Raw genomic sequence first — 13,358 nt, forward strand, 5'->3', positions numbered from 1 at the left:
AATCCGTTCCCTGGAGTTTTACTCAATAACGGCCATGGCTGACCTGATTTCCCGCCGTGGTTACGCCACAACAAGAGTTGAAAGATCCGTGTAGGTTACACAAACGTTCATACAAAAAAAACAATGATAGTTTTAGTTGAAGTGCTGTCTACAAAGCCTCAGTCCGGCAGGTGATGATGGCAAGGTATCCGTCAACCGCTATCTGACGCCTCGTTTTCTATCAGCGCCATTTCATTTAAGAACGCATCTAATGTGAGAATTGTTTTCATGGCTTGACGTCAACGACGTTTTGAAACCGGTTGACCATGAAATACCGTTTTATGGAGATGCGGATAAATGCAGTGGTCGGTGCCCTGGAAAAGTCTTTTAGGTCCGGATGCTTTTTCAGGTATAAATCAAGTGCTTTTTGTGCCATTGATTTATCAATCTCTTCTGAAACACCGGTTCCCGTAACTGATACGGCGTTGTAGAAATCATCGGCCTTATTTTGGCTGTCATGGACAAGAATAGAAACTTTGGGATTTGCCGTCAGATGTTCGTATTTTCGAGTGGTATTGGGGGTTAAAAAATAAAAATATTTAAGATCAGAACTTGAAGCAAATGCAACAAGGTTTGAATATGGCTGGTTGTCTTTCTGGGTTGAGAGAACCGCAAGATTCTGGGATTCAAACAGCCCGGCAATATTTTTTAATACCTGTTGTCTGTCATCACTCATACATCAATCCTATAAGTTTCAACTTTGTTTGTACATGAAAAATTTGTAACTTAAAAAGCTCTTTCAACTTTCGTTATGGGTTGAGCCTCGGTATTGATAGGCCAAGTCAGCCCATGGCTGTTATAAAGAATGGCAACGTTATTTGTAAATATAATTTTTTAAGAGAAGAGGCGATTCATGCAGAAACCGACGCAGAAAGATGCTGCCACGGTCAAAAGTGTGAAAAGCAGAACAAAGGGCCAGCCGAACAGGGCGATCATCATCGGAAGAAGGGCGGGTTTGACTGCCCGGTTGACGAGAAAAACGGCCATCAGCGAGGGCGCAGCGCCCCGTTCCCGCAGTTCCTTGAGAATCGGATACCAGGCAAATATCGGACCTGTTGACAAGATGCCGGCAATAGCGGCAACAAGGGTTTGCTTCACCCCTGTCCCCTTTTGTGTGAATTTTTCAAACCGCGGCGGAGTTAAGAAGAGATTTAAAGCGACCATAAAACAAAACACCAGGAAAAACGGCAGGATCAGCCGGTAGAAAAAATCAATGCTGATTTGAAACGCCACCGCTGTTTTTTCAGGCATTATCCACCAGAGCGTAAGATAGAGGGCGACCACGAAAAGGAGAAACAGTACCTTGAAAGAGTACAGAAATTTAGAAAGTTTTTTTATTGGGCTGTTTGATTGTAACATGTATTATCACTACATAATCCCTACCATAACAAGTGCGATCCCCATGGATAGAATGAAGCACAGAAAATTTCGGGCCACGGCAAAACGTTTGCCAAGGGCTGCACTTTCTGCGGGCAGTTGCACAATCCCGACCGTTACCCAGGCGCATATCAGGGCAATGACCACGCCGATGCCGATGCCCTGGTCAAGCAGGCTTTTCCCAATGACATAACTGTTGGCGGGATTCCCGGTAAACAAGCTTCCAACCAAGGCACCTTTGAAAACACCTTGAAGCGTGTTGCCTGAGAAAAAATCGGACAGGATGCGCTGGGGAATAAACGCGGTCAGCAGGCCAGTCAAAAAGACGACGCCTGCGATAACCGGCAGCATGCTGCCGATCTGGGTAAGGGCCTGGCGGCAGGCATTTGTTACCGCCCGGGCATTTGGCAAAAGGGAGGTGCCCAACGATTCCTTTGGGAGCGCCGCCGAATCTGCAACATGCTCCCGTTCAAATTGTTCAAGGACCTGCGCGGCCTTGCCGGTCATGCCCGTTACCACCGTGATACCCCGAGCCTCAAGCTGCCGCTGACCCACCGGATTTAACCAGCCTGTCAGAAAGGCATCGCATTTTTCGTTAATGGCCATGGTGATGAACTGCAGACCTGTGCCCGGGCCGGATTTCATCGGCCCTTCAAACCATTGCAGTTCCTTAGACAACATGTCCATCACCAGCAGGTGTGACGCCGTTCCCGGTTTGTTGCTCACCTGGGCATCAAGGTTCTGTCCAAGGGCGGTGATGGCAATTTTCATGGGCGTTTCTCTGGCTTTATTTTTTAGAGACTAAATCTGTCTTCAATAGATTGAATCGCATCATCTGCTGCATCCCTAAGATCTTCGTGGGACAGAACGGCCTGATGGGCAGTGATCCAGTCCCGGGTATCAGAGGTGCCGATTTCTCCCAGTGCGTATAAAATGTCTCCTTGAACGGGGATATCTTTGGTAGTGAATGCATCCATTAAAATTTTTTCCAGCTCAGCGCACAGGTTTGGAGCCTCTTGGGCAAGGGTTTCCACCACCACCATGGCACCTAAACGTACAGACCAGGTTTCGTGAAGAAGAAGTCCGGAAAATCCTTTAAATAAGCGCTTGGACGCGAGCATTCGCTCGGTGATCCACTCAGCCCGGCCATCCTCCAGTATGGTTTTCAGGGCCTTTGTATCCAGATCCATGCTCTCTTTATTGACGATCATGTCCAAAATTTCTTCTTCTGTCACAGCCCCGGTCCATCGGGTATCATCATTCAGAATCAAGCAGGGGGCGGACATCACCTTGTCTTTTTCGGCTTTTTCAGGGAACAGGGACCCGTCAATGATGTGAAGGTGAATGTTTTCACAGGCCGCTGCAAGGGGGATGAGTCGTTCAACCATCCCCGGGCAATGAGGGCATTGCAGGGCAATATACAGGGTCAGCCGGCAGGGCGCTTGGATATTGTCCAACGTTTTTTGGATTCCATTGCCCGGATTCGGTTGGTCAAGGGCGTTCAGGCCTTTTAAAAAAGGGGACAGTTCACGTTCCAGGGGCAGGGCGGAATATAGAATATTGTTTGTCAGGAAAAAACCGGGCAGGTCCGCAGGTTGACTGCTATCCATCCAGGATATGGATGTCGATATCTCCTGCCATTGGCGGGCAAAGGTTTCGAATGTTTTTTGCTCGGGATGATCTGTGTCTGCAATGCGTAAGGTTGGGCGTCCCAAAGGCGTCCAGGCCTTGATTCGTTCTTTTGTGGTGTTGTCCATCATTGGCCTCCAGTTGGCTTGGGTGGGTTGCCTGTCTCGTCTGATACTTATCAGAATTCAGGTTTTAAATTAAGGGCAAATCATGTACATAATGGCCTGACATTAAATTAATTTTCTACGGACAGGTTCCATGAAATATATAGCAGATCTGCATATCCATTCAAAATATTCCCGGGCCACAGCCAAAAATCTGGATCTGGAGCATATTTACCATAGTGCCCGGGTCAAAGGCATTACCCTGGTAGGTACAGGGGATTTTACCCATCCTGCCTGGATTCAGGAGATCGAAACAAAGCTTGAGCCTGCTGAACCAGGGTTGTTTGCATTGAAAGATGAGATTGCAAAACAGATTGACGCCGATGTACCGGCTTCGTGCAAAGGAACTGTGCGTTTTATCCTTCAGTCTGAGATTTCCAATATATATAAAAAGGACGCAAGGGTTCGCAAAAATCATAATTTGATTTATCTGCCGGATCTGGACACGGCAAAGAAATTTAATGCCCGTCTGGATGCCATCGGCAACATCAAATCCGACGGCCGGCCCATACTGGGGCTGGATGCCAGGAATTTGCTGGAGATCATGCTGGAAACATCCGACCGGGGATTTTTTATCCCGGCCCATATCTGGACCCCGTGGTTTTCCATGTTCGGATCCAAATCCGGATTTGACACCATTGAGGAATGCTTTGGGGATTTAAGTTCCCACATATTTGCCTGTGAAACCGGCCTGTCATCAGATCCGCCCATGAACTGGCGGGTGAAAGATCTGGACAGGGTCCGGCTGGTATCCAACTCCGATGCCCATTCCCCGAAATTTCTGGGCCGCAATGCTTCGGTGTTTAATACGGATCTGGCCTTTGATGCGGTGCGACGTGCCCTTGAAACCCATGATCTTAACGCATATAAAGGCACCTTGGATATGTATCCCCACCAGGGAAAATACCACTATGACGGCCACCGCAAATGCGGAGTGTGTCTCAATCCCGATGAAACCGCAGCGTTGGGCGGGATTTGCCCTGAATGCGGGAAACCCCTGACTCTGGGCGTGCTTTACCGGGTCCGGGAACTGGCCAACAGGCCCATGGGGTTTAAGCCTGAAAACCGGCATCCCCATTCCTATTTGGTGCCCCTGGCAGATATTTTGTCCCAGATTTTTGGGGTGGGTCCCAATACCAAAAAGGTGAAAACCCATTATGATAAGGCTGTCACTGCCCTGGGGCCGGAACTTGCCATACTCACACAGCTCTCACCTGAAATCATTGAACGTGCCGGTGTGCCTTTACTGGCCCAAGCCATACAAAAAATGAGAGACGGGGAGATTCACATTGACCCCGGGTATGACGGTGAATATGGGACGGTCAATATCTTCACCCGGGAAGAAAAGGAAGACATCCAGGGAGAAAAAAGTCTGTTTGCCGGCTCTTCGCCCCGTGAAAAAACAAAAAAAACGGTCGGCGCACCGCGTATTCGTAAAAAACCCCAAAGCAAAGATGTGGCATTACCTGCATCTGAAAAAAACGAACTCCCGGCACCCGTTGTCCCCAAACATATCCTGGACGGCCTGAACCCCGAGCAGGACAGGGCGGTTAAATCCGAATCAAGGGCCGTGGTGATCCAGGCCGGGCCGGGCACGGGAAAAACCCGTACCCTTACGGCCAGAATTGCCTGGTTGCTCAGGGAAAACCGGGCTATCCCTGAAAACATCCTGGCTTTGACCTTTACAAATAAGGCGGCCGGCGAACTTTCGGACCGGATTGAATCCTTTATTTCAAAGGGCGGACACCTTGTGACAGCTGCCACCTTTCACGGGTTCTGTCTTAAAATGCTCAAGCGTTATTCGGATTTCAAGCGTGGCCTCATGGAGGATGACCTGCGTTTTGAAATGCTGGGTCTGGCGGTCAAAGCGGTGACGGGCGAAAAAAAGGTGCTCAAAAGAACCGTGTCAAAACTGGATGCCTGGATCAGTCGACAAAAGCAGCAATTAAAGGAACCTGGTGATGAGGGGCAGGGGGACGCGGCAAACAACGGCATTGAATATTTCGATCCGGTTTGGCCCGAGGTGTACAAAACCTATGACCAAATGCTTGAAGAACGCGGCCTGGCAGATTTTGAAGATTTGATTTTTATCTGTTTCAGGCTTTTTTCCAGGGATGCAGCCCTGCTCGAACAGGTACGCCAACAGTATAAATTTATTTTTGTGGATGAGTACCAGGATTTGAACCTGGGCCAGTATAAGCTGGTGAAGCTTCTTTCACAAGACAGTCACATTTTTGTGATTGGTGACCCCGATCAGTCCATCTACGGATTCAGGGGCTCGGACAGCCGGTTTTTCTACCGGTTTGAACAGGATTTCCCCGGGTGCGAACAGATCCGTCTGCGCCAAAATTACCGGTCCACCCAGACCATCCTGGACGCCTCGTTCCAGGTGATTTGTACCGGTGATGACAAGGATAATGAGAGGCATAAAATTTATGCAAGCCTTGACGGCACACAAAAGATTTCCATCAATGAAACTGCCGGCGAAGGCGCCGAGGCGGTTGCCGTGGGAAAGATCATTGAAAAAGGGGTGGGGGGGATCTCTTTTCTGTCCATGGATAAGGGCACGGGACCGGACTCCGGGACGGACAAGGAATATGCCTTTTCCGATTTTGCCGTGCTCTATCGTACCCGGCAGCAGGCCCAGGCCTTTGCCCAGGCCTTTGAGAAGGTTGGCATCCCTTTTCAGACCGCAGACCGGGAACACTGGATCGATATGGCAGGCATAAAAGACCTGTTGGCCCTGGTGCGGATTTTTCTTGGCCGTGGCAGTAACGCAGATCAGCAGCAATTTGCACAATTTTTACCCAGGATTGCAGCGCTTTCAAATCCCATGGACACGTCAACGTTTCTTGATACCTTGGGTGGCTGGCTGGATATTACGGCCCTGGGCCAAACTGATGAAAAATTGGCAGCGGCATGGCAGCGGCTTAAGACACTGGCAGACCGGTATTCTTCTCCTGGTGAGCTTATAGACAACCTAAGGTTGGATCAGGACCCAGATTTTCTGGACAAATCCGTTGAAAAGGTCTCTTTGATGACCATGCATGCGGCCAAGGGGCTTGAGTTTCCAGTTGTTTTTCTTACCGGATGCGAAAACGGCACGATTCCCTTTGCCCGGGACGGGAAAACCGTGGAGGACCCGGATGAAGAGCGTCGCCTTTTCTACGTGGCCATGACCCGGGCAAAGGAGATGCTCTATTTGACATATGCACGAAAAAGACGCATATTCGGCCGGGAACAGCAAAGAATCCGGACCTGTTTTATTGATGATATTGAAAAGAAACTGGCCCGTTATGAAAAGGGGAAAAAGCAGGTTAAAAAACCAAAATCCAAGGATATTCAGTTGGAATTATTTTAAATTCTGCTTAAAATATTAACAATAATGCACAAATCAAAAAAAATGAAAATGAAACGAACACCTTATAGAAAACTGGATTTAGACCATGGCCACTGCCTTGAAGTTTTTGACGATTCAAGAAAAATCGGGGCAGATGCCTGGGTCGTGATTATGACCGCAATAATGAAGATTCCTGTGGAAACGTCATTGTTCACCTCTGAGCCGTTGTCTGATAGTGAATTTGATGATATCTTAAGCACATTAGGGTCTCCCATTGAATATCGATACCAGCTGAAACGTAATATGATCATGGCTCATGAAAAAGATGACGTTCTGGAAAATCTGGTAAATACATTTTTCGAAAACACCGGCCGATACGTGGCTAACCCTAAGTTTCCAGAGAAACTTGCATTAAAAGCTTACAGGGAGCGGGTTGAAAAGGACAAAAAGAAAAAATAGAACTGTAAATATTTCGCGTCTTTGGGCGGCATTTTTTCTTTTCATTTGTCTGTGTCTGATATGGCCCTGCACAGCCCTGGGGGATATATACCGGCATGTTGACGCCGATGGGGTGGTGCATTTTACCAATACGCCTACGGCTGAAGGCTATACCCTTTATCTCAAGGAAAAAAAGGGGGGTGGACTACCGGCCCGGACAAGAAGATTCAAGGCCGGGCCTAGTATTTACGATAATATTATTCTCAAAGCCGCCAGGGCCTTTGGTGTGGACCACGCATTGATCAAGGCCGTAATCCATGCGGAGTCCAGTTTTAACCCCAAGGCTGTGTCCAGCAAAGGGGCACGGGGGCTTATGCAGATCATGCCCCGGAACGATGCCTCCCTGAATATTTCAAACCCCTTTGATCCGTCCCAGAATATCATGGGGGGCACCCGTTATTTGAAGCGGATGCTCATTCGGTATAATGAAAAACTTGCCCTGGCGCTTGCTGCCTATAACGCCGGCCCCTCGGCTGTGGACAAATACAAGAAAATTCCGCCCTATGAAGAGACCCAGACCTATGTACAAAAGGTGATGTCTTTGTATTCACGATATAAACGCACTTGAGGATCAGGTCCTTTTTTTGCTTTTTACGCCTCTGTCTTGATCTTCTTTATGAAATCAAGCAATTTCTCGCGCATTTCCGGTCGTTCAAGGGAAAATGACAGATTGGCCATTTGAAATCCGACCTTGTCCCCGCAGTCAAACCGGGTACCCTTGAATTTATATCCAAAGATCGGCTGTTCGGTTAAAAGTCCCTTCATGGCATCCGTGAGCTGAATTTCTCCACCGGCCCCAGTCTTTTTTTTCCCAAGATATTCCCAGATTTTTGGGGTAAGAATGTACCGTCCCACAATGGCCAGGTTGGACGGGGCGTCTTCGGGTTTGGGTTTTTCCACCATATCATTGATTTTTACCATATCTTCTTCCAGAGGGCTTGCATCCAGAATGCCGTATTTATCCGTCTGATCCTTTTCCACTTCCATGACAGCGGCAATGGAGGCGCGGAACCGTTCAAATTTTTCCACCATTTTAGAAAGTACAGGCTTATCCGGGGTCTGGATCATATCGTCGGCCAGAAGCACGGCAAAGGGCTCGTCCCCCACAATGTCCCTGGCGCACCAGATGGCATGGCCAAGCCCCAGCGGATCATGCTGGCGGGTGTAGACAATGGTGCCGGTTTCGGGGACCAGTTCATTGACCTGCCGCAGCAGGTCGGTCTTTCCCTTGGCTTTGAGCATGGTTTCTAATTCATAACTGCGGTCAAAGTGGTCTTCCAGAGCCTTTTTCCCCCGGCCCGTGACAAATATGATCTGTTCAACGCCGGCGTCAAACGCCTCTTCAACAGCATACTGGATAATGGGTTTATCCACCACGGTCAGCATTTCCTTGGCCATGGCTTTTGTGGCCGGGATGAACCGGGTGCCGAGACCTGCTACCGGTAATACCGCTTTTTTTACTTTCATAATGACTCCTTGAATGCTTGATACTGAAATTTCCCCTGATGCTCGGGGCAGGTCCATCAGAATAGACCCCAATATTTTGTTGAGGGCCTGTTTATCAATAGGTTATCGAAGTGAAATATCATGCGATTTCAGCCGATTCCTCGATTTTTAAACAGGCTCTGATGTTTGGACGCTTGTTTCAATTGAAATTTTTTATGTTTAACCCATTTTGTGACCAACGAAGTAATCGGCAAAATTTACGGTTTTCGGTCGCGCACTGCTTTATTTTTAGATTAGCAGAGGCCTTTGTGTCAATCCCAAAATGAACAATCCTGCAGGGTTTGCGGAGTCGTTCGCTGGGTGGGCCCGGCTATCCGATTGACATCATTGCCTATTTCCAGTATGGTATCTGCCTTTATATTGCTTGTTATTAATTGATGAGGAAATAGTTAATGAACGCTGAAAATAAGACAGATGAAACACAGGCCCAGGCGGAAATTCTGCCGGAGCAGCTTAGCCTTAAAAGTCGGTTTAAATTTAAATGCCATAAAGGTGTCTCTTGTTTTACCGAGTGCTGCAGGGGGATTGATATCATGCTCACCCCCTATGATATCTTAACTATGCGAGAAAAACTGGATTTGGATTCGGAAAAATTTCTGGCCATATTTACTACCCCCCATCTTCTTGAAAAAGCGGATCTGCCTGTGGTGACCATCAAGCTCCTCGATGATGAGCGTCGGTCCTGTCCTTTTGTCCAGGACAAGGAGGGATGCATGATTTATGAGGACCGTCCCACCACTTGCCGGTACTATCCCCTTGGCGTAGGTTCTTTGAGTTATTCCGGGGAGCAGACTGATGGTGATAAAGATGAGTTTTTTTTCATGATTAAGGAACCCCATTGTAAGGGCTTTGATGAAGAAGATGAATGGACCGTAGGGGAATGGCGTGAAGACCAGGGCGTCGATCTGCGTGACGAGGTCAATGAAGGCTGGTTGGATCTCATGGTCCGTAAGAAATCTTTGCCGGCCAGCATGCAGTTGTCCGAACAGGCTAAGCAGATGTTTTTTACGGTATGCTATAATATCGATAAGTTTAAACGATTCGTGTTTGAATCCTCTTTTCTTACCAGGTACAATATCCCGGAAGAACGGGTGGCCCAGATCAAAGATGATGATGTTAAATTGCTTCAGTTCGGATTTGAATGGTTAAAAAATACTTTTTTCCAAACCGGAGAGGAGATGTTTAATCCCAAAGATGAAAACGGGGACACAACAGCCGCTGAATAGTGTTTGAACGTAAAGTCACCCATCTGCGTCGTTGCAGAAAAATTTGCAATCCTTACAACCATACGGTTGCTTCGGTTACAAATTTTTCTGCGCCTTGCATCTGGGCAACTTTACGCCCCAATACGGGATTTCCCTCAAACACTAATAGTTATACCATAGGTTTTTATGGGCCGCCGAATCATTCAGGCGGGCGTCAATGTCCAGATTAAAGAAAGAGGCTGCCGGCGCAAGAATTTCAGGATTGTCCGCCTGTACTTTTTTTAATGCAGAAAGTGCCAGATCAAATCCTTTTTGGGTTATTTTTCCCAAGGGCGGACGGCAGGGGCCGCACGGCATGCCAAGGATCTGCATCATGGTTTTCAGGGGCAACGGATTTCTGGCCCTGCATTTGACAGGCCCGTATTTACTTTCCTCTTCGGTGGTGATGACCACAAGATCCAGCAAGGGCGACAATGCGGTCTGAAGGGCAAGGGCGTCTTGGGTTTTACCCTGGTTAAGCAGTTCAACCATTTGGGTCATGGATGCCGGTGCAATATTTGACATGACTGAAATGGCGCCGCAGGCCCGAATCTCTTCCTCTGCCATGACCCGGCAGACCAGGGCATCGTCCCCGGAAAAGATATTGAAATTGTCTCCGCAAAGTTTTCTGGTTAGCTTCATGTTGTCCATATTACCGGTGGCTTCCTTGACACTTTTTACATTGGCACAGTTGTCCGCAAGTATGGCAAGATCCTGTGGCAGCATCTGTGCACCGGTACGTCCCGGTATAATATAAGGAATAATTTCCAGGCCCGGAGTTTCCTTTGCCACCACTTCGTAATATTCCCGCCGGATTTCAAGGGAGGATGGTCCATTGTAGTAAGGATCCACCAGAAGCACACCGTCCACGCCCTGTTCTGCTGCATGGGATGTACCGGTTAAGGCTTCATTCGTGTTGTTTGAACCGGTGCCGGCGATGCACTTGCATTTGTTCCTGGTCTGTTTGGTAGTCAGATCAATAACCAGATTATGTTCTTCCCATTTGAATGTAGGGCTTTCACCAGTGGTGCCGGTGGCAAGAATTCCGGTAATCTGGTTTTCAATCTGGAAATCAATGAGCCCGGACAGGCCGTCCCGGTCCAGATCTCCTGCCGGGGTGAACGGGGTGATGAGTGCTGTGTAGCATCCGTGTTCCATAACTTTCAAACTCCTGATGGTTATTTGCGCTGCAAGCGCGGATAAAACAATTTGCCCAAAAAAACGTTGTGTCTACTCTTTACAGGGGCAGGCGCTTTAGGTTTCCCCGAAAGAGCTTGACACTCGAATAAAAAAATTTATTATATAAAAATTTTGTATAAACACAATGATAAAGTCATAAAAGAGCCAAAGGAGACATAAATGGCCGATTCCAAAACTCTGCCCCAAGATGCAGACGAGCAGATCGTACGGCTTAGGCAAGCACTGGTCCAAAATGCCGAATGCGGCACAACCCACTATAACCTGGCTGTTGCGCTGATTGGTAAGCAGGAGTTTGCGGAAGCGGAAAACGTGCTTCATGACGCCATTGACTGCAGCCCCACCCTGGCAGAGGCCTATGTCCAGCTTGGAGGGCTTTGCCTTCAACGGGGGGACATTGAGGGTTGTTTTCGGTTCAATCAGCGAGCCACCAAGGCCAGGGCCGGCTTTGCAGAAGGCTATGCAAATATGGGCTTTGTTCTGCTGCAGCTGGTGGACGGCAAAAATGCCAAGGAAGATGAGGAGAAAGTGGACAAGGCAATTAAAAATTTAAAGAAAGCCATTATCCACAACAAAAATTTCGTTCAGGCCTATACCACCCTGGGGACGGCTTACTTCATGAAAGGATTGGTGGAAGAGGGGGTCAAGGCCAACCTTCAAGCTCTGTCCGTGGAGCCCAGATTCCCCATTGCCCATAATAACCTGGCCGTAGCCTATCTCGAACTTAAAGATTACAAACAAGCCATCAAGCATTGTGATATAGCCGTGGATTTAGGTTTCGAAGTCAACCCGTCACTGCTGGATGAACTTGCCCAACACCGGGACGCATAATCACACCTGTGATGACAGGTTTTTATTGACATACGGACATATAAATTCTATATCAGCTATGTTATTTTGCTTATAATGTCTAATTCAAAGCGTTTATTTCTTACTAACGTTTTGAAATGATAGGAAAAAAGAATATTAATGGAAAGTTGGAAAACTCTTTTCATTGTTGCATGTAAATCAACTTTTAACGGAGGTAAGTAAATGGCTAAGCATGAAACTCCTTTCCTGGACGAGCTGGAAAACGGCCCGTGGCCTAGCTTTGTTTCTGACCTGAAACAGCAGGCAGAAGTCAGAGCCAAGAATGAAAAAGGCGTTGAATTCCAGATCCCTCAGGATTGTGTAGACGACCTTCTTGGCGTTGTAGAACTTTCTTACAAACATGGGCGGACCCACTGGAAACACGGCGGGATCGTTGGCGTATTCGGTTATGGCGGCGGCGTTATCGGTCGTTATTGTGACCAGCCCAAACTGTTTCCCGGTGTTGAGCATTTCCACACCATGCGTGTAAACCAACCCTGCGGTAAATACTACAGCACTGAATATCTCAGACAACTGACTGAACTGTGGGACTTCAGGGGCTCCGGTGTGACCAATATGCATGGCGCCACCGGCGATATCATTTTGCTGGGTACCACCACTCCTCAGTTGGAAGAAGTCTTCTGGACACTGACCCATGACTTCGGACAGGATTTGGGCGGTTCCGGTTCCAACTTAAGAACCCCTGCGGACTGTCTTGGACAGTCCAGATGTGAATATTCCTGCTACGACACCAGCGCGCTTTGCCATTTCCTGACCAATGAATATCAGGATGAGCTGCATCGTCCGGCATTCCCGTACAAGTTTAAGTTCAAATTTGACGGCTGCCCCAACTGCTGTGTTGCTTCCATCGCACGTTCCGATATGTCTTTTATCGGTACCTGGAAGGACGACATCCGCATTGATCAGGACGCAGTTAACAAATATGTTGAAAAAGATCCTGCATATCCTGCAAATGCCGGTGCACACAAAGGCAGAGACTGGGGCCCCTTTGACATTAAAAAAGAAGTTCTTGACCTTTGCCCCACACACTGCATGAAGTTTGAAAACAAAAAATTGACCATTAATACTGAGCACTGCACCCGCTGCATGCACTGTATCAACGTAATGCCCAGAGCACTGAAGATTGGTAAAGAAACCGGTCTGTCCATTCTCTGCGGTGCCAAGGCACCGATCCTCGACGGTGCCCAGATGGGTTCCCTGCTGGTTCCCTTTGTTGAAGTCAATGCCGATAATGATTACGAAGCAATTACCGAAATCATTGAAAATATCTGGGATTGGTGGATGGAAGAAGGCAAGAACCGCGAGCGTCTTGGTGAGCTGATCATGCGCCAGGGCTTCCAGAAACTTCTGGAAGTAACCGGCATTGAAGCTCAGCCCCAGCATGTTGCCTACCCGAGAACCAACCCCTACATCTTCTGGAAAGAAGACGAAGTTCCGGGTGGCTGGGAACGTGACGTTGACGAATACAGAAAACATCACTTAAGATAAAAAGGG

General features: G+C 48.1%; 12 protein-coding genes. 6 read left to right on the plus strand and 6 right to left on the minus strand.

The window, feature by feature from the left end; genetic code table 11:
- Positions 1 to 265: 265 nt before the first annotated feature.
- The 4 genes from EYB58_RS10325 to EYB58_RS10340 all read right to left on the minus strand — a co-directional run bounded on the left by EYB58_RS10325 (position 266) and on the right by EYB58_RS10340 (position 3,176).
- Positions 266 to 715, minus strand: a complete 450-nt coding sequence (locus tag EYB58_RS10325) for a pyridoxamine 5'-phosphate oxidase family protein (protein WP_111957998.1) — start codon at positions 713 to 715, stop codon at positions 266 to 268.
- 158 nt (positions 716 to 873) lie between these two features.
- Entirely contained in the window at positions 874 to 1,290 is a 417-nt protein-coding gene (locus tag EYB58_RS10330; RefSeq protein ID WP_111957996.1) for a hypothetical protein, read from the minus strand.
- Between the two features lie 117 nt (positions 1,291 to 1,407).
- On the minus strand, positions 1,408 to 2,187 hold the full coding sequence (locus tag EYB58_RS10335) for a permease (RefSeq protein ID WP_111957994.1): 780 nt from the start codon (positions 2,185 to 2,187) through the stop codon (positions 1,408 to 1,410).
- Between the two features lie 23 nt (positions 2,188 to 2,210).
- A complete protein-coding gene (locus EYB58_RS10340; protein WP_242637614.1) occupies positions 2,211 to 3,176 on the minus strand; it encodes a thioredoxin family protein in 966 nt (321 codons plus the stop codon).
- A gap of 127 nt (positions 3,177 to 3,303) precedes the next feature.
- Between EYB58_RS10340 and EYB58_RS10345 the strand changes: the two genes are divergently transcribed.
- The 3 genes from EYB58_RS10345 to EYB58_RS10355 are packed head-to-tail and all read left to right on the plus strand — an operon-like array spanning position 3,304 to position 7,615.
- Positions 3,304 to 6,570 carry a UvrD-helicase domain-containing protein gene (locus EYB58_RS10345; protein ID WP_111957990.1) on the plus strand — a complete coding sequence of 1,089 codons (3,267 nt, stop codon included), beginning with the start codon at positions 3,304 to 3,306 and terminating at the stop codon, positions 6,568 to 6,570.
- A gap of 48 nt (positions 6,571 to 6,618) precedes the next feature.
- Entirely contained in the window at positions 6,619 to 7,008 is a 390-nt protein-coding gene (locus tag EYB58_RS10350) for a hypothetical protein (protein ID WP_111958008.1), read from the plus strand.
- Positions 6,983 to 7,615, plus strand: coding sequence for a lytic transglycosylase domain-containing protein (locus EYB58_RS10355; protein WP_111957988.1), 633 nt, complete (start codon positions 6,983 to 6,985; stop codon positions 7,613 to 7,615). Before EYB58_RS10350 ends, EYB58_RS10355 begins: the two co-directional genes overlap by 26 nt.
- A gap of 23 nt (positions 7,616 to 7,638) precedes the next feature.
- Here the strand turns inward: EYB58_RS10355 and galU are convergent, their stop codons facing one another.
- Positions 7,639 to 8,514, minus strand: a complete 876-nt coding sequence (gene galU, locus EYB58_RS10360; RefSeq protein WP_111957986.1) for a UTP--glucose-1-phosphate uridylyltransferase GalU — start codon at positions 8,512 to 8,514, stop codon at positions 7,639 to 7,641.
- A 431-nt stretch (positions 8,515 to 8,945) separates the two neighbouring features.
- Here galU and EYB58_RS10365 point away from each other — a divergent pair, with 431 nt between their 5' ends.
- On the plus strand, positions 8,946 to 9,779 hold the full coding sequence (locus tag EYB58_RS10365; RefSeq protein ID WP_111957984.1) for a YkgJ family cysteine cluster protein: 834 nt from the start codon (positions 8,946 to 8,948) through the stop codon (positions 9,777 to 9,779).
- 141 nt (positions 9,780 to 9,920) lie between these two features.
- Here EYB58_RS10365 and dapA read toward each other — a convergent pair whose 3' ends face one another.
- Entirely contained in the window at positions 9,921 to 10,955 is a 1,035-nt protein-coding gene (gene dapA, locus EYB58_RS10370) for a 4-hydroxy-tetrahydrodipicolinate synthase (protein WP_111957982.1), read from the minus strand.
- A 201-nt stretch (positions 10,956 to 11,156) separates the two neighbouring features.
- Here dapA and EYB58_RS10375 point away from each other — a divergent pair, with 201 nt between their 5' ends.
- Both EYB58_RS10375 and dsrA read left to right on the plus strand, forming a co-directional pair.
- Positions 11,157 to 11,825 carry a tetratricopeptide repeat protein gene (locus tag EYB58_RS10375; RefSeq protein ID WP_111957980.1) on the plus strand — a complete coding sequence of 223 codons (669 nt, stop codon included), beginning with the start codon at positions 11,157 to 11,159 and terminating at the stop codon, positions 11,823 to 11,825.
- 201 nt (positions 11,826 to 12,026) lie between these two features.
- On the plus strand, positions 12,027 to 13,352 hold the full coding sequence (gene dsrA / locus EYB58_RS10380) for a dissimilatory-type sulfite reductase subunit alpha (RefSeq protein ID WP_111957979.1): 1,326 nt from the start codon (positions 12,027 to 12,029) through the stop codon (positions 13,350 to 13,352).
- Positions 13,353 to 13,358 lie beyond the last annotated feature (6 nt).

The organism is Desulfobacter hydrogenophilus (genome assembly GCF_004319545.1).
Taxonomy (GTDB): domain Bacteria; phylum Desulfobacterota; class Desulfobacteria; order Desulfobacterales; family Desulfobacteraceae; genus Desulfobacter; species Desulfobacter hydrogenophilus.